Source organism: Streptomyces sp. NPDC127038, from assembly GCF_042725875.1.
Classification (GTDB): domain Bacteria; phylum Actinomycetota; class Actinomycetes; order Streptomycetales; family Streptomycetaceae; genus Streptomyces.
Window position 1 is genome coordinate 1 of the sequence record NZ_JBHXDQ010000107.1, and the last position, 20,878, is coordinate 20,878.

Annotated in this window: 18 protein-coding genes; 5 read left to right on the top strand and 13 right to left on the bottom strand. The window is 73.0% G+C overall.

The features are described from left to right. Positions 1-51: 51 nt before the first annotated feature. The 7 genes from fbaA to ACFWI4_RS39660 form a co-directional block, all read right to left on the bottom strand. A complete protein-coding gene (gene fbaA / locus ACFWI4_RS39630; protein WP_387206343.1) occupies positions 52-1,074 on the bottom strand; it encodes a class II fructose-bisphosphate aldolase in 1,023 nt (340 codons plus the stop codon). A gap of 185 nt (positions 1,075-1,259) precedes the next feature. Continuing rightward, on the bottom strand, positions 1,260-1,808 hold the full coding sequence (pyrE, locus tag ACFWI4_RS39635) for an orotate phosphoribosyltransferase (protein ID WP_387206344.1): 549 nt from the start codon (positions 1,806-1,808) through the stop codon (positions 1,260-1,262). A gap of 10 nt (positions 1,809-1,818) precedes the next feature. After that, positions 1,819-2,613: an aldose 1-epimerase gene (locus tag ACFWI4_RS39640; RefSeq protein WP_387206346.1), complete on the bottom strand. Its 795-nt coding sequence runs from the start codon at positions 2,611-2,613 to the stop codon at positions 1,819-1,821. A 45-nt stretch (positions 2,614-2,658) separates the two neighbouring features. Continuing rightward, positions 2,659-3,819: a carbon monoxide dehydrogenase gene (locus ACFWI4_RS39645; RefSeq protein ID WP_387206348.1), complete on the bottom strand. Its 1,161-nt coding sequence runs from the start codon at positions 3,817-3,819 to the stop codon at positions 2,659-2,661. A gap of 67 nt (positions 3,820-3,886) precedes the next feature. After that, positions 3,887-5,554, bottom strand: a complete 1,668-nt coding sequence (locus tag ACFWI4_RS39650) for a polyamine aminopropyltransferase (RefSeq protein ID WP_387206350.1) — start codon at positions 5,552-5,554, stop codon at positions 3,887-3,889. Between the two features lie 95 nt (positions 5,555-5,649). After that, positions 5,650-6,180: a DUF2617 family protein gene (locus ACFWI4_RS39655; protein ID WP_387206352.1), complete on the bottom strand. Its 531-nt coding sequence runs from the start codon at positions 6,178-6,180 to the stop codon at positions 5,650-5,652. Between the two features lie 387 nt (positions 6,181-6,567). Further along, a complete protein-coding gene (locus ACFWI4_RS39660; RefSeq protein WP_385408458.1) occupies positions 6,568-6,873 on the bottom strand; it encodes a hypothetical protein in 306 nt (101 codons plus the stop codon). 310 nt (positions 6,874-7,183) lie between these two features. On the opposite strand from ACFWI4_RS39660, the gene ACFWI4_RS39665 reads away from it, so the two are divergent. Both ACFWI4_RS39665 and ACFWI4_RS39670 read left to right on the top strand, forming a co-directional pair. After that, a complete protein-coding gene (locus tag ACFWI4_RS39665) occupies positions 7,184-7,963 on the top strand; it encodes a VOC family protein (RefSeq protein ID WP_387206354.1) in 780 nt (259 codons plus the stop codon). Positions 7,964-8,084: 121 nt separating this feature from the next. Beyond that, positions 8,085-9,308 carry a pyridoxal phosphate-dependent aminotransferase gene (locus ACFWI4_RS39670; protein ID WP_387206356.1) on the top strand — a complete coding sequence of 408 codons (1,224 nt, stop codon included), beginning with the start codon at positions 8,085-8,087 and terminating at the stop codon, positions 9,306-9,308. Positions 9,309-9,363: 55 nt separating this feature from the next. Here ACFWI4_RS39670 and ACFWI4_RS39675 read toward each other — a convergent pair whose 3' ends face one another. Beyond that, positions 9,364-11,223 carry a hypothetical protein gene (locus ACFWI4_RS39675; protein ID WP_387206358.1) on the bottom strand — a complete coding sequence of 620 codons (1,860 nt, stop codon included), beginning with the start codon at positions 11,221-11,223 and terminating at the stop codon, positions 9,364-9,366. Between the two features lie 547 nt (positions 11,224-11,770). Between ACFWI4_RS39675 and ACFWI4_RS39680 the strand changes: the two genes are divergently transcribed. After that, positions 11,771-12,970 (top strand): hypothetical protein, encoded by a 1,200-nt coding sequence (locus ACFWI4_RS39680; protein WP_387206360.1) that lies wholly within the window; start codon positions 11,771-11,773, stop codon positions 12,968-12,970. A 78-nt stretch (positions 12,971-13,048) separates the two neighbouring features. Here the strand turns inward: ACFWI4_RS39680 and ACFWI4_RS39685 are convergent, their stop codons facing one another. Continuing rightward, complete coding sequence (locus ACFWI4_RS39685) at positions 13,049-13,582, bottom strand: YbjN domain-containing protein (protein WP_339130580.1); 534 nt, start codon at positions 13,580-13,582, stop codon at positions 13,049-13,051. Positions 13,583-13,778: 196 nt separating this feature from the next. Then, positions 13,779-16,391, bottom strand: a complete 2,613-nt coding sequence (gene clpB, locus ACFWI4_RS39690; protein ID WP_387206362.1) for an ATP-dependent chaperone ClpB — start codon at positions 16,389-16,391, stop codon at positions 13,779-13,781. 131 nt (positions 16,392-16,522) lie between these two features. Between clpB and ACFWI4_RS39695 the strand changes: the two genes are divergently transcribed. After that, the gene (locus tag ACFWI4_RS39695; RefSeq protein ID WP_385408470.1) at positions 16,523-16,936 is read left to right on the top strand and encodes a pyridoxamine 5'-phosphate oxidase family protein; all 414 of its coding nucleotides are present in this window, start codon (positions 16,523-16,525) and stop codon (positions 16,934-16,936) included. A gap of 161 nt (positions 16,937-17,097) precedes the next feature. Here the strand turns inward: ACFWI4_RS39695 and ACFWI4_RS39700 are convergent, their stop codons facing one another. After that, entirely contained in the window at positions 17,098-17,433 is a 336-nt protein-coding gene (locus ACFWI4_RS39700) for a hypothetical protein (RefSeq protein ID WP_037614653.1), read from the bottom strand. Next, positions 17,430-17,642, bottom strand: coding sequence for a hypothetical protein (locus ACFWI4_RS39705; protein WP_339130577.1), 213 nt, complete (start codon positions 17,640-17,642; stop codon positions 17,430-17,432). The genes ACFWI4_RS39700 and ACFWI4_RS39705 overlap by 4 nt, the downstream gene beginning before the upstream one ends. A gap of 266 nt (positions 17,643-17,908) precedes the next feature. Between ACFWI4_RS39705 and ACFWI4_RS39710 the strand changes: the two genes are divergently transcribed. Continuing rightward, the gene (locus ACFWI4_RS39710) at positions 17,909-18,901 is read left to right on the top strand and encodes a helix-turn-helix transcriptional regulator (RefSeq protein WP_385408475.1); all 993 of its coding nucleotides are present in this window, start codon (positions 17,909-17,911) and stop codon (positions 18,899-18,901) included. A gap of 128 nt (positions 18,902-19,029) precedes the next feature. On the opposite strand, the gene ACFWI4_RS39715 is transcribed toward ACFWI4_RS39710, so the two are convergent. After that, positions 19,030-20,181 (bottom strand): LuxR C-terminal-related transcriptional regulator, encoded by a 1,152-nt coding sequence (locus tag ACFWI4_RS39715; RefSeq protein ID WP_387206365.1) that lies wholly within the window; start codon positions 20,179-20,181, stop codon positions 19,030-19,032. Between the last annotated feature and the right edge of the window lie 697 nt (positions 20,182-20,878).

Sequence of the window (20,878 nt, forward strand, 5' to 3'; positions counted from 1 at the left end):
GGGGGGGGGGGGGGGGGGGGGCCCGCCGCCCCCCGCACGGCCCCCGGCCGACTACTTGAGGCGGGTGCCCGTGGAACGCAGGGCGGCACAGGCCTCGGTCACGCGCTGGGCCATCCCGGCCTCGGCGAGCTTGCCCCAGGTGCGCGGGTCGTACTTCGACTTGGTGCCGACCTCGCCGTCGACCTTCAGGACACCGTCGTAGTTGCGGAACATGTGGTCCACGACCGGACGGGTGAAGGCGTACTGGGTGTCGGTGTCGAGGTTCATCTTCACGACGCCGTTCTCCAGCGCGGTGGCGATCTCCTCGGCGGTGGAGCCGGAGCCGCCGTGGAAGACGAAGTCGAACGGGCTCGCCTTGCCGTACTTGGCGGCGACACCCTCCTGGAGGTCCTTGAGGAGCTCGGGGCGCAGGACGACGTTGCCCGGCTTGTACACGCCGTGGACGTTGCCGAACGACGCGGCGAGCAGGTAGCGGCCCTTGTCGCCCAGGCCCAGGGCCTCGGCGGTGCGCAGCGCGTCCTCGACGGTCGTGTACAGCTCGTCGTTGATCTCGTGGCTGACGCCGTCCTCCTCGCCGCCGGTCGGGGTGATCTCGACCTCGAGGATGATCTTCGCGGCGACGGCCTTGGCGAGCAGCTCCTGGCCGATGGCCAGGTTGTCGGCGAGGGTCTCGGCGGAGCCGTCCCACATGTGGGACTGGAACAGCGGGTTCTCGCCCTTGGCGACCCGCGCGGCGGAGACGTCGATCAGCGGACGTACGTAGCCGTCCAGCTTGTCCTTGGGGCAGTGGTCCGTGTGCAGCGCGACCGTGATGTCGTACTTCGCGGCGACGATGTGCGCGAACTCGGCGAGGGCGACGGCGCCGGTCACCATGTCCTTGTTGTGCTGGCCGCCCAGGAACTCCGCACCACCGGTGGAGATCTGGATGATGCCGTCGCTCTCGGCCTCCGCGAAGCCGCGCAGCGCAGCGTGCAGGGTCTGGGACGAGGTCACGTTGATGGCCGGGTAGGCGAACTTGCCTGCCTTCGCCCGGTCGAGCATCTCGTTGTAGACCTCGGGGGTTGCGATGGGCATCTGTCCGCTCCTTGTATGTGCGGGTCTGCGTACTGCTGCTGCGGTACGACGGGACTGGTGCTTATGGCCCTGACCTAGGGGGGCGACGTCATCGTCGGCCCCATCTTTCCAGACATCGCCGGATGCTCCAGACCCCCATCCGACATGCGGGACCCGGCCTTCGCCGGGGTCCCGCGGGGGCTTCGTCAGTCGAGCCCCAACTCGCCCTTGGAGTAGGCGAAGAGATACGGGACACCGGCTCCGGCCTCGATCTTCTCGGCGGCACCGGTGGCGCGGTCGACGATCGTGGCGACGCCGACGACCTCGGCCCCGGCCTCACGGACCGCCTGGACGGCCTCGAGCGGGGAGCCGCCCGTGGTCGAGGTGTCCTCGACCACGAGGACGCGGCGGCCCCTGATCTCGGGACCCTCGACACGGCGCTGGAGGCCGTGCGCCTTGGCGGCCTTGCGGACGACGAAGGCGTCGAGCCGGCGGCCGTTCGCGGCGGCGGCGTGCAGCATCGCCCCGGCGACCGGGTCGGCGCCCATCGTCAGACCGCCGACGGCGTCGAACTCCAGGCCGGCGGTGAGGTCGAGGAGGACCTGCCCGACGAGCGGGGCGGCCTCGCCGTCCAGCGTGATCCGGCGCAGGTCCACGTAGTAGTCGGCCTCGAGACCCGAGGAGAGGGTCACCTTGCCGTGCACCACGGCCTTGTCCTTGATCTGCTTCAGCAGCTCACCACGTACTTCACTCATGGACGCCAGCTTAGAGGCGCCGCCAGCTCCAGGCCGTGGTGGCTTCGAGGGGTTCGATGGGTGTGACCAGCCGGGGGTGGGTGTTGAGCCCGTTCGGCGGACCCGTCTGCGGTTCCACGCACACGGCGGCCTCCTGCTCGTCGTAGACGACGGCCCACTGTTCGCGGCTGGCGACCTTCAGCTCCAGCCGGCCCGGCCAGGTGAGGGTGACGTCGACGCCCTCCGGCATGCCGAAGCAGTCGTCCCAGGGGCCGGGTGCCGGATCGACGCGGCGGCCGGTGGGCAGGTGGTCCTCGCCCCGCTCCTCCTGCCAGGCGGGGTGGAAGTCGACCCGGACGTCCTCGCCGCCGTCCCCCAGGTTCCGGTTGAACCAGGGGTGCCAGCCGATCTGCGCCGGGAACGACTCCCCGTACGTCTCCACCGACATGGTGACCGTCAGGCCGTCCCCGGTGAGGGCGAAGGCCTGGGTGACGCGGGCGGGGTGCGGCCAGGGCTCGACCAGGTCGTACGTGATCACGGCCTCGTCGGCGGTGACGCGCGCGGTCTTCCAGGCGCCGTCGCGGGCGGTGCCGTGGATGGCGTGCGGCGGGGAGTTGAGCGGCATCTGCCGGACCGTGGCCCCGTCGAGGAATCTGCCGTCCCTGATCCGTCCGCACCAGGGGACCATCGGGAAGCACCCGAACCTGGGACCCTGACGCAGGAGTTCGGTGCCGCCGACCCGCAGGCTGCCGATCCGTCCGCCGTTGCCCGGCGACACGGTCACCTCCGCGTCGTCCGCGGTCAGCGTGATGTCTTCGTTACTCACGGGGTCGACCCTACTGGGGCGGGAGCGCCTCGGGGTTTCCCGCCCTCAACGACGTTTGCGCAGAGCCCGGGACAGGGCGATCGCCGAGGCCAGTGCCAGGGCCGCGGCGGGGGCCGCCCAGCGCAGGGTGGCGCGCGCGGCGGTGGCCTCCGGCGGCGGGACGGGAGCGTAGCGGCCGCGCGGAGGGGCGTGGTCGACCTCCTCGGCGCTGCGTCCGATCATCGTCCGGCGCGCGTGCGCCGCCTCGGCCATCGCGTCCGCCCGCCCCGGGCCGGCCGTCACCGCTTCCTCCTCCACGAAGTCCTCCCCGTCGAACTCGTCGTCCTCGCCGAGCGGATCGCCCGCGTGGGCGCTCACATCGGCCTCGACCCCGGGGTGCGTGGCGGCACCGGGACCGTCGTCGCCCGCGAAGGGCTCGGCCCGGGCCTCATCTCCGGCGGCAGTCTCGGCACCGGGCTGGGACTCGGGTCCGGGCCGGGGCTCGGCCTCGGGCAGGACGTCGGGCTCGGCACCGGGCTGGAGCTCGGCCTCGGACCCGGCAGCGGCGACGGACTCGGGGCCGGGCCGGGGCTCGACGCCGGGCTCGGAGCGGGTACCGGTCGCGGCCCCGGGCGCGGGTTCGGTGTCCGGGGCAGGGCCGGGTTCCGGTCGGGGTCCGGGCCCGGGTTCCGGTCCGGTGGTCCGCTCCGGTCCGGGCGCCGCCGGCTGCGGTGGTGCCGCCAGGTCGGTGGTCAGGGATTCGGTGAAACGGGTCAGCAGGCGCAGGCCCGTCGAGGAGACCGCGTCCCGCGGGAGTTCCGCCACGCGGCCGTCGCCGGAGGCCGTGCCGCCGAACACCAGGGTCGTACCGCCGTCGGCGGGCAGGAGCCGCAGGGTCAGCGCCAGCTTCACCGCACCGCCGCCGCGCACCTCCGTGGCGTCGCCCTCGACGGCGTACGCGTCGTGGTCCTGCGCGGTGACGCTGAACGCCCCGCGATAGGTGATCGTGTGCCCGGCGACGCGGACCTTCAGCCGCCCGGCGACCCGCGCGGCCCCCGCGTCCCGCCCGGAGCCGGACGACGGGCCCGTGTCCGTGGCCGCCGTGCCGCCGCCGGCCGCCGACGCGTCCTGCTGGAGGCCCGGGACCGCGCGGGCGACCCGGACGGGATCGGCCAGCGCCTCTCTCAGCCGCCCGGCCGGAAACGGAACGAACACCTCATGCTCCATGTCAGCCGAGCCTACCCAGCACGACCCGCACCGCACCCGCGTATCCCGGGATTCCGGGGCCTCCCCCTCAGCCGGTGTACCGCGGATGGACCAGCGTGGAGGGCGGCAGCGGACGGCGGGGACGGCCGCGGGAGGCGGCGCGCGCGTCCGCCGTCAGGGCCGCCTGGGTGAGGGTGCGCGGGTGCGGGCAGGACGGGTCCAGTCGCAGCGGCGCGGGCGTACGGGAAGCCAGGACGAAACCCCAGTCGTCCGCGGCCCGGCCCGTGCCCGGGGGTCCCGGGGCTCCGCCGGCCCGGCGGCCGGTCCTGGGCCCGGGACCGGGGTCCTGGCGGTCGACGCCGTAGGGCCTGGTGAACAGACCCGCCGCGCGGAGCGTGGCGTCGACCGTCCAGAAGGCCCGGTTCCGTCCGGGGAGCGGGCCCGCGTGGACCACGAGCCGCCCGCCCGGTGCCAGCGCGCGCCGCACGAGGCCGTAGAACTCCTGCGAGTACAGCTTGGTGGCGGCGGTGACGCACGGGTCGGGCAGGTCCGAGATGACGACGTCGTACGTCGACCGGTCCGCGCGCAGCCGGCCGAAGGCGTCCGCGGTCACCTCGTGGACCCGGGGATCGTCGTACGCGTGACGGTTGAGGGCGGACAGGGCGGCGTCGCCGCGTGCCAGCCGGACCACGTCCGCGTCGGGTTCGACGATGTCGACGCGGCGCACGCCGGGGTGGCGCAGCACCTCGCGGGCGGCGAGTCCGTCACCGCCGCCGAGGATGAGCACCCGCGCGTGCGGGCCGTCCATCGCGGGGTGGACGAGCGCCTCGTGGTAGCGGCGTTCGTCGCGGCCGCCGAACCGCAGCCGGCCGTCGAGGAAGAAGCGGAGCGGACGGCCGTGGCCGCCTCCGCTGAGCACGGCCTCGGGGACGCCGACCCGCGGCGCGACGCGCGCGTCCGCCCCGTACAGGGCGTGCCGCGCGGCCCGTTCGAAGTCGTCGACCAGCATCGCGGCCGAGGCGAGGAGGCCGAGGACGACGACGTTGGCGACGACCAGGGTCCAGCGGGCACGGCGGGTCAGGTCGGCGCGGAACAGTCCGAGCACGAGGGCGCCGCCGGCGACCACGTTCACCGTCCCGGTCAGCAGCGCGCCCGTCAGCTGGCCGAGCAGGGGCAGCAGCAGGAACGGGAAGGCGAGGCCGCCGAAGAGCGCGCCGACGTAGTCCGCGGCGAACAGGTCGGCGACCGCTCCGCCGGGGTCCTGGCGGCGGACGCGCTGTATCAGCTCCATGAGGAGCGGCACCTCGGCGCCGATGAGCAGGCCGATGGTGAGCGAGAAGACCACGAGCAGACAGCGGGGCCCGTCGGCCCACAGGCCGCCCCAGCCGCCCGTCCACGCGAACACCGCGTACAGGGCCATCGCGCTGCACCCGCCGACCAGGGCCAGCGTCGCCTCCACGGCGCCGAATCCGGCCGCCGCGCACGGGCGCAGGCGTTTCGCGGCGAGCGAGCCGACGCCCATCGCGAACACCATGACGGAGAGCACGACGGACGCCTGGGTGACGGAGTCGCCGATCAAGTACGAGGCGAGGGCGACGAGTTCGAGCTCGTACACGAGTCCGCAGGCCGCGCAGACGAACACGCCGACCAGGACGAGGAACCTGCCGGTGCCCGGACGGACGGGCAGCCGCGCCTGGCCCTGGACGCCCCAGGGCGGCGGCACGCCGGGTGGTGCTGGCGCGTGCGGTTCGATCACGCCGTGAACGCTACGTCACGCCGCCACTACGTCTCGTCACCCACACGTGTGGAAAGCCTTGCTCTTCACGGTGTACGGAGTTGACCCGGGGGTCCTCAGACCGCGGACGCGCTGAGGGCTTCCGTCCGTACGCCGACCCGCGTCCGCGTCGCGACCAACTGGCCGTCCTGCGGGTACGCGTGCCACGTACGCCAGTGGACCTGGCCCTCGTGCCGTTGGGCGAGCATCGCCGTGAACGCGTGCGGGCTGCCGGGGAAGACGCCGGCGAGGCCCTGCGGATGGTCGGAGACGAGGGCCAGCAACTCCTGGGCGCGGCCCGCGAAGGAGCCGGGCGACAGGATCTCGACACGGGCCGCGAACTCGTACTCCCAGTCGCCGAACCTCTTCGCGACGCCGAGCGGCAGCGGGGTGCTGCTGCCGGCGATGCACGCGACGGTCTCCGAGCAACTGCCCCGCTCCTCCTCGAGGAGGACCTGGTGGGACGCACCGAGCAGTCTCAACTGCAGTTTCGCCCCGCCCAGTTCGAGATCGAGGGTGGCCAGGGCGGGCAGTGGCTCGCGGCCCAGGGCCCAGGCGAGGTCGGCCGCCCGCGTGTCGGTGTACGAGGTGTTCAGGGTCGTGAGCATGGATCGGCTCCGCTAGCACGCAAAGGTGAGGTGGGGTTCCTGCGCACCCGGTCAGCACCGGGGAAACGGTCTGGCCGGCCCGGCCGGAAGGGCGTCCGCCGGACGGGTCCGACAGGACCGTCCGATGGTCTTCCGGGGCCTGTCGGCCCAGGGCTGCTCGGTGATGTACCAGGGCCGCTTTGGTGGTTTAGAGGGAATCATGAACTGTGCTGCCGCCAGTTTGGTGGGCTGGTTTTTGTTTATAAGAGACAGCCCCCGTGGGCTCAACAGATAAACTTTTCAACCACGACGTGCGCCCGGCGCGCGTGGGGGCCCGCGGGCCGGTCGCCGGCGGGCGGGCCCCTGCCCGCTCCGGACGCGTCTCCCACGGGAGCCCGGCCGCCCGGGTCAGTGGCCTCCGCCGCAGCCGCCCCCGCCGCACGAGGATCCGCCGCCGCAGGACGAACCGCCGCACGACGAGTGTCCCCCGCAGGAGTGACCTCCGTGGCCCCCGTCTCCCCCGTGCCCTCCATGTCCCCCGTGGTGCCCGCCCGACGCGGCGCCGCCCGCGCCGCCGGCCCACCAGCTGCTGTCGCCGCCCGAGCCGCTGCCGTCGGAGCGACGGGAACCCCGGCGTCCCTTGGCCGGAGGACCGCTGACCGCCTTCACCACCACGACCAGCACGACGACCCCCAGGATGATGCCGAAGATCATGGCGCCACCCTCCTTCCGTTCCCTGGAAGCGGCCCCCCGTGGGCCGTTCTCCTCGAATCCGCTCTCGCGTGAGCGTGAGAGGGGGATGCCCTCACCCCGGCGGGCCCAAAGCGGAGTTGAGGAACTCCTGAGCATGCAAATGCGGGGACGTCCCCTGACCTGCGCGGACGTGTGGATCACGGCCCGGCCCGGCGCCGATCCCGGCGCCTCTCGGGGAGGGCCTCTTCCCTCCTTTGCGTTGGCGTGTCGGAGGGCCGGTGCCCTTCTGCGGCGAAAGAGTGGCGAAAGACGCCAATCCGAAGGAGCGCGCATGCCCGAAATCACCACTCCGTACGCGACCGGCACCCCGTGCTGGGTCGATCTGATGGCGAAGGACCAGCGGGCCGCGCTGGACTTCTACGGCGACCTGCTCGGCTGGCAGGGACAGCCGGGGCCGTCCGAGTTCGGCGGGTACGCGGTCTGTGAGCTCGACGGCAAGGCCGTGGCCGGCATCGGCCCCGCGATGGCCCCGGAGGGGATGCCGGAGCCGCCGACCGTCTGGACCAGCTATCTGGCCAGCACCGACGCCCAGGCCACCCAGGACGCGATCGTCTCCGCCGGCGGCACCCTGATCGCTCCCGTCATGGACGTCGGCGACCTGGGCCGGATGCTGGTCGCCGCCGACCCCCAGGGCGCGGTCTTCGGCGTCTGGCAGCCCGGCGAGTTCTCCGGCGCCCGCGTGGTCAACGAGCCCGGCGCGCTGACCTGGAACGAACTGCACACCAGCGACGTCCTCGCCGCCACCGCCTTCTACGGCGAGGCGTTCGGCATCGAGATCGAGCCCATGGAGGGCGCCGACAGCTACTGGCAGCTGACGGTCGCGGGCCGGGCCGTCGGCGGCGCCACCCTCCTCGCCAACGACCCGCCCGGTACCCCCGCGCACTGGCTGACCTACTTCGCCGTCGACGACACCGACTCCACCGTCGACGCCCTGGTCAAGCGCGGCGGCACCGTGCTGGCCCCGCCGTTCGACATGATGGCGGGGCGGATGGCCGTGGTGGCCGACCCGCAGGGCGCCCCGTTCGCCCTGATCAAGCCCCAGCCGATGTAGGCGCGTTCGGCGGACGCCGAACCCCTCGTTCGGCGTCCGCGGGAACGTGCTCGCCGGAACGGGCGACCCGGGCCGGCGGACCCGGGGGCGGAGTTGAGGAACTCCGGAGACTGGGCGCAGGATGGCCGCCATGACCTCCAGCGTGCGCCCCCTTCTGAACCGCCGGCTCGCCGAGTTCGGGACGACGATCTTCGCCGAGATGTCCGCCCTCGCGCTGAGCACCGGCTCGATCAACCTCGGCCAGGGCTTCCCGGACACGGACGGTCCCGAGGAGATCCGGGAGGCGGCCGTCCGCGCGCTGCGGGACGGCCGCGGCAACCAGTACCCGCCGGGCCCGGGCGTCCCCGAGCTGCGCACCGCGATCGCCGATCACCAAAAGCGCCGGTACGGCCTGGCGTACGACCCCGACACCGAGGTCCTGGTGACCGCGGGCGCCACCGAGGCCATCGCCGCCTCGCTGCTCGCGCTGCTCGAACCCGGCGACGAGGTGATCGCGCTGGAGCCGTACTACGACTCGTACGCGGCCTCGATCGCCATGGCGGGCGGGACCCGCGTGCCCGTGACCCTGCGCCCCGACGGGGCCGGGGAGGACGGGGGCGACGGGGACGGCCACCGGCGCTTCCGGCTCGACCTCGACGAGCTGCGCGACGCCGTCACCGAACGGACCCGGCTGCTGCTGATCAACACCCCGCACAACCCGACCGGCACCGTCCTCACCCGCGCGGAGCTGACCGAGATCGCGCGGATCGCCGTCGAACGGGACCTGCTCGTGGTGACGGACGAGGTGTACGAACACCTGGTCTTCGACGACGCCGAGCACGTGCCGCTGGCTAGCCTGCCGGGGATGCGCGAGCGGACCGTCACCATCGGCAGCGCGGGCAAGACGTTCTCGTTCACCGGCTGGAAGGTGGGCTGGGTGACGTCCACGCCGGAGCTGGTCACGGCAGTGCGGTCGGCGAAGCAGTTCCTGACGTACGTGGCGTCGGGACCCTTCCAGTACGCGGTGGCCGAGGCGCTCGCGCTGCCGGACACGTACTTCGAGGGCTTCCGGGCGGACATGCTGCGCAAGCGGGACGTGCTGGCGGCGGGCCTGACCGAGGCGGGCTTCGCGGTGTTCCGGCCGCGGGGGACGTACTTCATCACCACCGACATCCGGCCGCTCGGCGAGAGCGACGGGTTCGCCTTCTGCCGCGCCCTGCCCGAGCGCGCCGGGGTGGTGGCCATCCCGAACGCCGTCTTCTACGACCACCGAGAGGCGGGCGCGCCCTTCGTACGGTTCGCGTTCTGCAAGCGGGAAGAGGTCCTCCACGAGGCCGCCGGGCGGCTGCGCCGGCTGTCCTCCTGACAGCCCCGCGGCCCGGGGCGGAGAGCGCCCCGGGCCGCGGTGGACGTCCCGTGCCTCAGTGGAAGGCCCAGGCCAGGGCCGCGATGACGGCGACGGCGAGCAGGGCGGGGCCGAGCGGGAGACCGCGGCCGAGGCCGGAGACGGCGTCGGTGGGCCGCAGGGCCGGGTGGTCGCGGAGCACGGCGGTCTCCTCGGCCATCCGGACGTAGGAGGGGTTGAGGCGGAGGCGCCGCTCCGACTTCGGCATGCCGAGGCCGGGCAGCCGCCAGTCGCCGCCGTCCGGCATCCGTATCTCCACGCTCCCGTCCCTGGTGTACCGGACCGACCGCAGGTGTTCCCACGGCAGCTGCCGCACCTTCCACCAGCCGGACAGCCACAGGCCCGAACTGTCCGCGGTGACACGCCAGTTGAGCAGTTCGGCGGCGGTCGCGAGCCAGGACACCGTGAAGAGCAGAAAGAAGAACGGCCGCACGCCGAACCCGTCCGTCACGAGCGTGCGGGCGTTGAAGGCGAAGCCCACGATCCCGCTCAGGGCCAGGGCCGCGCCGACCGAGCGGGACAGCGGGCCCGGTCCCCAGCTCAGCGGGCGTCCCGTCGTGACCAGGGTCTCCGGGACCTCGGCGGGGACCGCGCCGGCCGCGTCGCGCTCCCCGGCCTCCGGCGCGGGCTCGGGGCCCGTGCCGGTGCCGGTGCCGGACAGCCGGACGGGTCCGCTCGTCCGTACGACGACCCTCCGGCCGTCGCTGAAGGAGGTGACGAGGACCAGTTCGCCGCCTTCGTACGGGGCACCGAACATCAGGGCCTCGTGCGGGAACGCGGCGGCCCGCACCAGCTCCTCCCGGTCGCCGGGGCGCGCCGGTCCGTGCCCGTCCCCGCCGGGCGCGTCGGCGACGAAGCCCGCGGTGAGGAGGGGCCGACGGCCCCAGGCGTCGTCGCCCGCGTGGATCCACATCACGCCCTCGCGGTCCAGGCGTGCCACCACCCGCAGGACCGGAACCGGTCCGCGCCGCAGCGCGGCGGCACGGCGGCGCGCGAGCAGACCGGCCACGAGCAGGGCGAGCCCGGGAAGGCCGGCGGCCAGAAGCCCCAGCTGGGGAAACCTGGCGTCGTACGGCTCGGACGCGAGGCGCCGCCACGACCCGTCCTCCAGCACGGTCAGGGAGCCGCCGACCGGGTGGTCCTCCGGGAGGTACGAGTCCAGCGTGAGCCGCCGCCCGTCAGCCGTCCGCACCCGGACCGAGTCGTCGTGGCCGACCACCTTCGCCGTGGTGCGGACCGCGCGGTCCGCGTGCCGCAGGTCGTCGTGGACGCCCACGAGGCCTTCGGCCGCGCAGAGGCCGGCGACGGCGATGAGCACCAGTCCCGCCCCGGCGAGGATCAGTCCGCGCCGCAGCGGGGCGAGGGGTACGGGGAGGGCGTGGCGCGCGGTGGTCCCGTCCGTCGCCAGGTCCCGCTGCCGGCGGCGGGCGGCGAGCCGTTCCATGGCGGCGGCCCAGTCGAAGCCGAGAGCCGCGAGGACGCAGAGGTTCGCGGCGAGGGGGCCGGGCCCCGCGTCCGGGAGTTCCAGCCAGGCCACGACCGCCGCCAGGACGGGGGCCGCGACCAGGGTCAGTTCCGGCAGCCAGGCGATCCAGGCGAGCATGCCCACGGCCAGGCCCGTCTCCGTCATGCCGAGCCAGTCGGCACCGCAGGGCACCGCGTCGGTGCACGGCGGCTCGGGCGAGACGGCGATCGCCCACACCACGGTGACCACCAGTGCCAGTACGGACCACAGGGGGCGCGCCCAGGGCGCGTGCCGGACGGCCGACCACCGGGCCGCCCGGCCGGAGGACCAGACGGGCACGTCCGCGGGAACGGACGGGAGCGGAGGAGGAGCGGGCAGCGGGGCCGGTATCGAAGCCGGGGTCTCTGGCACGCCAGGATTATGCGTGACGATCACCGCCCCACCACTGCCCGGGGACGGCAGTGTTCCACTCCCCTGGACTGCTCGGGAACAGCAGCGTGCCGCCCCCTCCCCGGACTGCCCGGGACAGCAGTGGGGGAGGGGACGCGACGGGGCCGGGCGGGGGAGAGCGCGGACGGAGCCGGGGCAAGGCCCGGACCGAGCCGGGGCAGGGGCCGTGGCGGAGCCGGGGAAGCCCGTGGCGGAGCCGGGGCAGGGCCCGCGGCCGAGCCAGGGCAAGCCCGTCGCGGAGCCGGACAGGGCCCGCGGCGGAGCCGGACAGGCCCGTGGCAGAGCCAGGGCAGGGCCCGCGGCCGAACCGGACAAGCCCCTGGCGGAGCCGGACAAGCCCGTGGCGGTGCCAGGGCAGGGCCCGCGGCCGAACCGGACAAGCCCGCGGCCGAGCCGTTTAGCATCGTCGGTGGTTCGGGTGTGGGCGGCGCGCCGGGGGGTCGGCAAGCGAACCCGCACGGAGGATCAAAGCTCGCGAATACCCCGTAGGGAACGCACAGTTCGGGGTGTGACCCACCCGAGTACCCTCACTCGCCCCGCTCTCCGGGAGCCCCGCGACCCCGCCGTCCACCCCTCCCGCGCGGCCCGCGGCCTGCCGTCCGCCGCGATCACGGCGCTCGGTCTGTTCGCCGCCGCGCGCCTGGCCGGTCTCCTCGTGCTCGCCGGGACGGCCTGGGCCACCGGCAGACACCCGGTCGCGCTGCTCGCACGGTCCTGGGACTCGGCCTGGTACCTGGGGATCGCCGCGCACGGCTACGGCAGAACGCTCCACTTCCACCCCACGGTCGTCCACAGCGACCTCGCGTTCTTCCCCCTGTACCCGGCACTCGTCCGGGCCGTGACCACGCTGACCCCGCTGACCGGGGGCTCGGCGGGCCTGCTGGTCTCCTGGGCCGCGGCGGCGGCCGCGGCGTGCGGGATGTACGCGATCGGCGCCCGGCTGCACGGCCGGGCGGTCGGTACGGCGCTGGTGCTGCTGTGGGGGCTGCTGCCGCACTCGGTGGTGCTGTCGATGGCGTACACCGAGCCCGTACTGACCGCGTTCGCCGCCTGGTCGCTGTACGCGGTGCTGGACGGACGCTGGCTGTGGGCCGGCTCGCTGGCCGCGCTCGCGGGGCTGTCCCGGCCCAACGGCTTCGCGGTGGCCGCGGCGGTCCTCGTGGGGGCGGCGCAGGAGATCTGGCGCCACCGCGGAAAAGTTTCCCACAGGGTGTGGACGGGCGCGGCGCTCGCGCCCCTCGGCTGGACCGGCTACGTCCTGTGGGTGGGCCACCGCGAGGGCGACTGGCTCGGCGGCTACTTCCAGGTGCAGCGGCTGTGGGGCTCGCGCTTCGACCTCGGCCGGGGCTCGCTGCACTTCGTCAAGCACCTGCTGCTGCACGGGGACCGTTTCGTGTTCCCCATGACGATGGTGATCGTCGCTGCGGCCGTGCTCCTGTACGGGCTGCTGATCGCGGACCGGGCGCCGCTGCCGCTGCTGGTCCACAGCGGGATCCTGCTGCTGATCGCGCTGGGCGGCTCGGGCTTCTTCGAGTCGAAGCCGCGCTTCCTGCTCCCGGCGTTCCCGCTGCTGCTGCCGCTGGCCCGCGCCCTGGTACGGACGGCGAGAGCCCGGCCCTGGCACGCGACCCTGGTGGTCGGTGCCCTGGCCGGGCTCTCGTTCGCCTACGGCGCCTATCTGGTCGTGATCGCGCACACCCCGCTCTAGGACAGACCGTGGTGCCTGTCCCAGGGGCCGGTGCACGCGCGGGGAAGCGGCGCCGCGGGGGACGGACGGAGGGCGGACCTACTCGTCCTCGTCGTCCTCGGGCTTGTCCGCCTCGTTGATCTCCTGCTCGAGGCCGAGCTGCTCGACGAGCCACTTGTCGAACTCGATGGCGGCACGCACCCAGCTGACCGTGGAGGACACGAAGTGCTCCAGGCTGACGCCGGTGCCGATCAGCATCTGCGCCTCGCCGATCAGGCGGACGGTGCCGTCGTCGTGGGTGTGGCTGTAGACCTTGGGCCACAGCGTGCGGCGGTTCCAGTCGTCGATCGACTCCAGGAGCGCGGGCTTCTCCTCGAGCTGGTGCGGCCGGTCGTAGAACGTCCGCACCGAGAAGACCTGCTGGTCCGCCTCGCCACGGAACATGAAGTACGTACGGAACTCCTCCCACGGCGCCGCGAGGTCACCCTCGTCGTCGACGACGTACTTCAGCTCCATCTGCTCCAGGAGCTGCTTCACGAGGTCCTGATCCGGGACCACGGGGCCGGCGGGGCCGCCGGACTGCGGCTCGGGCTGGCCCCCGAAATTCGGAATCGAGGACGGGTCGATGCTCACCGTGTATTTCCCTTCGTACGGATACCGCCATCCTCTCTCATGCGGGGCGGGGAGTGGCAACCTCTGGCGGGCCCTGTCCGCCGGGGGCTGACAAGATCCGGTCACGCGCGGGCCTCGGAGCGGCAAAAGGGAGGGCCCGCGGCGGTGTGCCGCGGACCCTCCCCCCGCAGGTGCCGGTGCCGGCCCCCGGTGCCGGTTACAGGGTCTTGCCCGTGGCCGGGCCCACGATCAGGCCGTCGCCGAAGGCGTCGACCCGGACCGTGTCGCCGTCCTTGACCTCGCCGGCCAGGATCTCCTTGGCCAGCCGGTCGCCGATGGCGGTCTGGACGAGGCGGCGCAGCGGGCGCGCTCCGTACGCCGGATCGTTGCCCTCCTCGGCGAGCCAGGCCAGCGCCGCGTCGGTGACCTCCAGGGTGAGCCGGCGCTCGGCGAGCCGTCGTGCCAGGGAGTCGATCTGGAGCCTGGCGATGCGCTCCAGCTCCTGCTGGTCGAGGGCGGAGAAGACGACGAGGTCGTCCAGCCGGTTCAGGAACTCCGGCTTGAAGGAGGCGCGGACGACGTCCAGGACCTGCCGCTTGCGCTCCTCGTCGGAGGCCGACGGATCGGCGAGGCTCTGCCCGCTCAGGAACTGGCTGCCGAGGTTCGAGGTGAGGATCAGGATGGTGTTGCGGAAGTCGACCGTCCGCCCCTGACCGTCCGTCAGCCGCCCGTCGTCCAGCACCTGGAGCAGGATGTCGAAGACCTCCGGGTGCGCCTTCTCCACCTCGTCGAGCAGGATCACGCTGTACGGGCGGCGGCGCACGGCCTCGGTGAGCTGGCCGCCCTCCTCGTAGCCGATGTACCCGGGAGGCGCGCCGACCAGCCGGGCCACGCTGTGCTTCTCGCCGTACTCCGACATGTCGATGCGGATCATCGCCCGCTCGTCGTCGAAGAGGAAGTCGGCCAGGGCCTTGGCGAGTTCGGTCTTGCCGACGCCCGTGGGGCCGAGGAAGAGGAAGGAGCCGGTGGGCCGGTCCGGGTCGGCGATCCCGGCACGGGTGCGCCGCACGGCGTCGGACACCGCCCCCACGGCCTCGGCCTGGCCGATCAGCCGGCGGCCCAGTTCCTCCTCCATGCGCAGCAGCTTCTGCGTCTCGCCCTCCAGGAGGCGGCCGGCGGGAATGCCGGTCCAGGAGCCGACGACGTCCGCGATGTCGTCGGGCCCGACCTCCTCCTTGACCATGGTGTCCTTGGAGACCTCCTCCTCGGCCTGCGAGGCTTCCTCCAAGTCCCGCTCCAGCGTGGGGATCTCGCCGTAGAGCAGCTTGGAGGCGGTGTCGAAGTCGCCGTCGCGCTGGGCGCGTTCGGCCTGGCCGCGCAGTTCGTCGAGCTTCTCCTTCAGCTCGCCGACCCGGTTGAGGGACTGCTTCTCCTTCTCCCAGCGGGCGTTGAGGCCGCGGAGCTCCTCCTCCTTGTCGGCGAGGTCGCGGCGCAGCCGGTCCAGCCGGTCCCTGCTGGCGGCGTCCGTCTCCTTGCCGATCGCCAGCTCCTCCATCTTCAGCCGGTCGACGACCCGCTGGAGCTCGTCGATCTCGACCGGCGAGGAGTCGATCTCCATGCGCAGCCGTGAGGCGGCCTCGTCGACGAGGTCGATGGCCTTGTCGGGGAGGAACCGGGAGGTGATGTAGCGGTCGGACAGGCTCGCGGCGGCCACCAGCGCCGAGTCGGCGATCTGGACCTTGTGGTGGGCCTCGTAGCGCCCCTTGAGCCCGCGCAGGATGGCGATGGTGTCCTCGACCGTGGGCTCGGCGACCAGCACCTGCTGGAAGCGCCGCTCCAGCGCCGGGTCCTTCTCGATCCGCTCGCGGTACTCGTCCAGGGTGGTGGCGCCGACCATGCGGAGCTCGCCGCGGGCCAGCATGGGCTTGAGCATGTTGCCGGCGTCCATGGCGGAGTCGCCGCCCGCGCCGGCGCCGACGACGGTGTGCAGCTCGTCGATGAAGGTGATGATCTGCCCGTCGGAGTCCTTGATCTCCGCGAGCACGGTCTTCAGGCGCTCCTCGAACTCGCCGCGGTACTTCGCGCCCGCCACCATCGCGCCGAGGTCGAGCGAGACGAGCCGCTTGTTCTTCAGGGACTCGGGGACGTCGCCCTTCACGATCCGCTGGGCGAGGCCCTCGACGACGGCGGTCTTGCCGACGCCGGGCTCCCCGATGAGCACGGGGTTGTTCTTGGTACGGCGGGACAGGACCTGCACCACCCGGCGGATCTCGTGGTCCCGGCCGATGACGGGGTCGAGTCTGCCCTCACGCGCGGCGGCGGTGAAGTCGGTGCCGAACTTTTCGAGCGCCTTGTACTGGCCCTCGGGATCCGCGGTCGTCACCCGGCGCCCTCCCCTGGTCTTCTGGAACGCGTCGAGCAGCTTCTTCGCGCTCGCTCCCTGTCGGGAGAGTACGTCGGCGATCCCCCCGCCCTTCGCGGCGATCCCGATGAGCAGGTGTTCGGTGGAGATGAACTCGTCGCCCAGCTCCTTGGCGCGCTCGGCGGCGTCCGCGATGACGGCGAGCGCCTCGCGGTTCGGCTGGGGGGGCGCGACGGTGGAGCCGGTCACGCTGGGCAGGCCCGCGAGGACGCGTTCGGCGCCGGCCCGGACCTCCGCCTGATCGGCGTCGACGACCGCCAGCAGATCGATGATGTTCTCGTTGTCCTGCCCCTCGAGCAGAGCGAGCAGCAGGTGGGCGGGGGTGAGGTCCGGGTGCCCCTCCCGTACGGCGCGGCTGCTGGCCGCGTTGATCGCGTCCCGGCTCCTGTTGGTCAGCTCGGCGTCCACGTTCGCGTTCTCCTCCTCCTGGTGTTCCTGACCGTTCCCTGACTCATCCAGCGTACACAAAGTTGAGTCTATTCCGCTCAAGGCTGGAAGAGCCGGAAATTGGACAGCCACCAGGCGTAGATTCAGGCCTCATGGCTTCCCATACGGTGGACCCGCGGCAGCCCGACGCCGCCTACCTGAGCTTCTGGCGCGAGCGCCGGCTGTGCACGCTGACCACCCTCCGGCCCGACGGCAGCCCGCACGTCGTGCCCGTCGGCGTTACATACGACCCCGAGGCCGGTCTCGCTCGGGTGATCACGAACAAGTCCAGCCGGAAGGTCGCCCACGTACTGGCGGCCGGGGCGGACGGGGCGCGGGTGGCGGTGTGCCAGGTGGAGGGGGCGCGCTGGGCCACGCTGGAGGGGCGGGCGCGGGTCGTCACGGACCCGGCGCGCGTTGCGGAGGCGGTACGGCGCTACGCGGAGCGCTACGAGCGCACCCCGTCGCCGAACCCGGCGCGCGTGGCGATCGAGATCGAGCTCACGGCGGCGATGGGCCGGGGATGAGACCGCGAGCGGAGATCCGGGGGCCGGCCGGGGCCCTCGCGGAAACGGGCCGGAACCCGGGGATCTCCCCGGAAACTACAGCGGCGTCACCGTGTTCAGGTCACGGTGACGCCGCTGCGGGGGGAAGTACCTGCGCGATCTACTACGACGGGGGAATCGCGTCAGGCACTGCGGGGGGTGGCTGCGATGGTCTCGACGTCCGGGACATCGGGTCCGGTGAGCTGGTGGTCACGCTGGTCGAGGTTGACGAAGATCATGCCGTACCGGATGGCGCACCGGACGGGCTGCGGCGCCCCCCGAGGCCGCCGCAGACACCGGTACGCCCGCACGTCCTCGTCGTCGTCGCGGGTGACGACGACGGGCTCTCCGAAGACGGTCACCATCAGCGAGTCACCGCTGTAGGGGATGGCGGTGACCAGGTCGATGAAGTGCCAGCCGGACCGGTAGGCCGTCGCCATCTCGCGGCGGAAGGAACGGTCGTCGGGAGGAATGCTCATGCTTCTGCGCTCGCGGAGACGATCGTCCAGCCGCTGTCCGACAGGGTCGTGGCCTCGGCGCCGTTCCAGCCGCTGTCCGCCACGGTCGCCTTCACGCTGTTCCAGCCACTGTCGCCGGGAAGCGCCGCGGCCTCGATGTCGGTCCAGCCGCTGTCCCCCGGGACCGCCTCGGCAGCGGTCCAGCCGCTGTCCGCCACGGTCGCCTTCACACTGGTCCAACCGCTGTCCGGAACGGCCCAGGTCCGGGCACCCCCGGCATCAAGACCCGAGGCCCCCAGGGAGCCGGACGCCACAGCGACAGAGAAGACTGCGGCAAGCACTGAACCAAGCAATCTCGCTCGCATAGTCGGCTTCGTCCTCACTTGATGGAATCTTCTCCCCCGTCGTCACAAGACGATGGCTCATTCAGGCACGTCAATGCCACAGCAGCGATGCATCATGTTCCTGCACGTTCAGGACCCTGGGGGGTGGAGATTTGCCCACAAAGAACTCACAACCGACACATCCCCACGCTGTCACCACGTTGTGTGACGAAGGAACACGCCTTTACGCCAGTGCGTTGCACTCCGGCCGTATCACTCGGGTCGAAGTGGAAACGGCCCCTTGCCTCTTGGAGTTCGCGCTGCTTCATCCCGACCCCGACGACGAGAAGTGGCTGCGTCCCGTCCCGCCGTCCGTCGCGCTCGCCCAACGCCTCCAGCCCCTGGAGCGGGAGATCCAGGAGCGCCGGCGCCTCGCGATCGAACTGACCGACTCCTTCGACCCGTTCATCGCGATCAGCACGCAGAGCACCGCGAGCAGCCACGCGATCACGGTCCTGGAGGGATTCGACCGGATCAACGCGGCGCTCAATTCGGCCACCGCCGAGTGCCAGACGGAGATGCTGACGATCCAGCCCGGCGGGGGAAGGCCCGCCGACGCCCTGATGCAGGCCCTGGAGCGGGACCGACCGCTCACCGACCGGGGCGTCCGCATCCGGACGCTGTACCAGCACACCGCCCGGCACAGCCAGGGGACGCTCGCCTACGTGGAGCGCATATCCGGTGGCCGGATCCAGGTCCGCACCCTGGAGGAGCTCATCGAGCGGCTGATCGTCTTCGACCGGACCGTGGCCTTCATACCGGCCAGCGACGACCGGCGGGTGGCCCTCGAACTCCGCCACCCCGGACTGGTGCTGTACCTGAGCAAGGTCTTCGAGCAGCTCTGGCAGCGCGCGGTCCCGCTCACCGAGGACGTCCCCAACGACGTCGGCCCCAACGGCATCACCGGCGTGCAGCGGTCCATCGCCAAGCTGCTCATCGAAGGGCACGTGGACGAGGCCATAGCCCGCCGGCTGGGGATGAACGTCCGCACCTGCCGGGCCCACATCGCCAAGCTGGCCTCCGCCCTCGGCAGTGGGAGCCGGGCCCAACTCGGCTTCCTGATAGCGCAGTCGGGGCTCCTGGACCAGCCCGAGGGAGGGGAGTGACCCGGGCCGACAGGACCTCGCGCGACAACGCGCCCGACGGACCCCGTGCAGGCGGACCCCGTGCAGGCGGACGCCCGGTCCGCGGGGCGGGACTCCGGGCCCCCCACGACCCGCCCGTACCACCGCCGTCAACGGCCGGCCGGCGATCCGCGGTCCGGGACGGCGGGGGCCGCGGTGGCTTCGGCACCGGTCGCGGCACCGGGGCCGACCCCGTCTCCGGTCTCGTCCCCGGTTTCCGTTCCGGTACCGGCCTCGGCGCCGGCATCCGCTCCGGCTCCGGCTCCGGCTCCGGCTCCGGGAGAACGCTGCGGCCCGTCGAGGCCCGCCTGGGCGATCCGTACGCCCAACTGCGTCCGGCTCGCGGCGCCCAGCGTCTCCGACAGCCGGGCGATGTGGGCCCGGCACGTCCGCACGCTGATGCCCAGGCGCTCCGCGACGACCGCGTCCTGATGCCCCTCGGCCAGCAGCGCGGCGATGGACCGCTCCCGGTGGGTGATGCCCTCGATGCCCGTCGCGGGCAGGGGCGAGGTCAGCGGGATCCCCAGGCGCCACAGCCGTTCGAAGACCGTCACCAGGTAGTCGACCAGCGCGGGGTGGCGCAGCTCCAGCGCGATCGTGCGGTCCGGGTTGGCGGGGATGAAGGCGACCGTGCGGTCGAACAGGATGAGCCGCTCCACGACCTCGTCGAGGGTGCGGGCCTCGGCCGCGTCGCCCATCAACTCCATGTAGTTCAGGAGGCCTTGGCCGTGCCGGGCCACATGGGTGTACAGGTCGCGCATGCGCACCCCGCGCCGCCGCATCTCCAGCGCCCGGTGCAGGCCCTCGACGAGTTCGTCCTCGCGCCGGATGCCGCCCGGCTGCACGGTGAGCACCTCGCGGGTGCACTCCTCGGTCGCCTTGTCCATGGCGGCGTGGATCCTCGGAAGTCCGTCGAGGACACGGATCGCCACGCCCTCGGACGGCGCCCGGACCCGGCCGCCGAGACCCGCGTACCACTCGAAGGCCGACACCGCGTCACCCACCCGCGCCTGGCTCGCGCTGACTTCCTCGTACACGCCCCGCAGGAGCCGGGTCATGACCTCCTGCGGCGAGGTCGGCACCAGCCAGCCCATGTCGTCCGGGTCGGGGTGCAGCAGCGCCAGTTCCAGCAGGCAGGGCACCGACTCGGCGTCCTCGCGGGGCACCCGGCCCCGCCGCACGGCCCGGGAGTACACCCGGTCGCCCGCGTCGCACAGCCGGTCAGCGCCGTGCGGATGCCTGTCCGTCCCGTGCCCGGCCATCTCCCACCCCTGGCTCCAGCTCCAACCCCTGGCGTGAGCCCCGCGTCAGGGCGTCCTCCGCAGCGCAACTATGCGCGGACGCGTCCGGCATCGCAACAAGGCTGCGTCGCCGGAGGACGTCCGTTCGCCCCTGCTCATCCCCATAAATACTGACCTCCGCCGCGGCCTCTGCAACAAGCTGAAGGCTCGCCGTCCCGGCGCCGGGACACTCCCCGCAACGGCCTTCGCGTACCCCTCCGGCCCCGTGCCGTCTCCTCGCCGGGGCCGCAACTCGGTTCCTCTTCAAGGGACTTGCGGCGACCGTGTCCGGCCCACCGCGGACTCCGGCCATGCCCCGGACCGGCGGCGAGGGGCCGTCGCGGACAGGGCGGAGTGACGGAAAGTTCACCGGTCCCGCGGATCGCGTGAGCAGTGGCCGGAAATCGCCGGTCCGCCCGCGGGAGGAGTGCGGGGGCGCGCACGAGCGCGGCGGGCGGTACGGAGAGAGCGGCGCGGTGGGCCGCACGGTGGGCGGCGCGGTGGGCGCCGCGGAGAGGCTGGTGCGCGCGTCGGGTGCGGAGAGCCCGCCGGCCCGGCCCGCCGAGGGTCCTGAGGGGTCCTGAGGGGCTCCTGGGGCCTCTGGGGCGCCTGTGACTCCACAAGAGAGGGTGCGGTGACAGCGGAACGGCCCCGGTCGGGGGTGTGCGCCGTGCGCGCG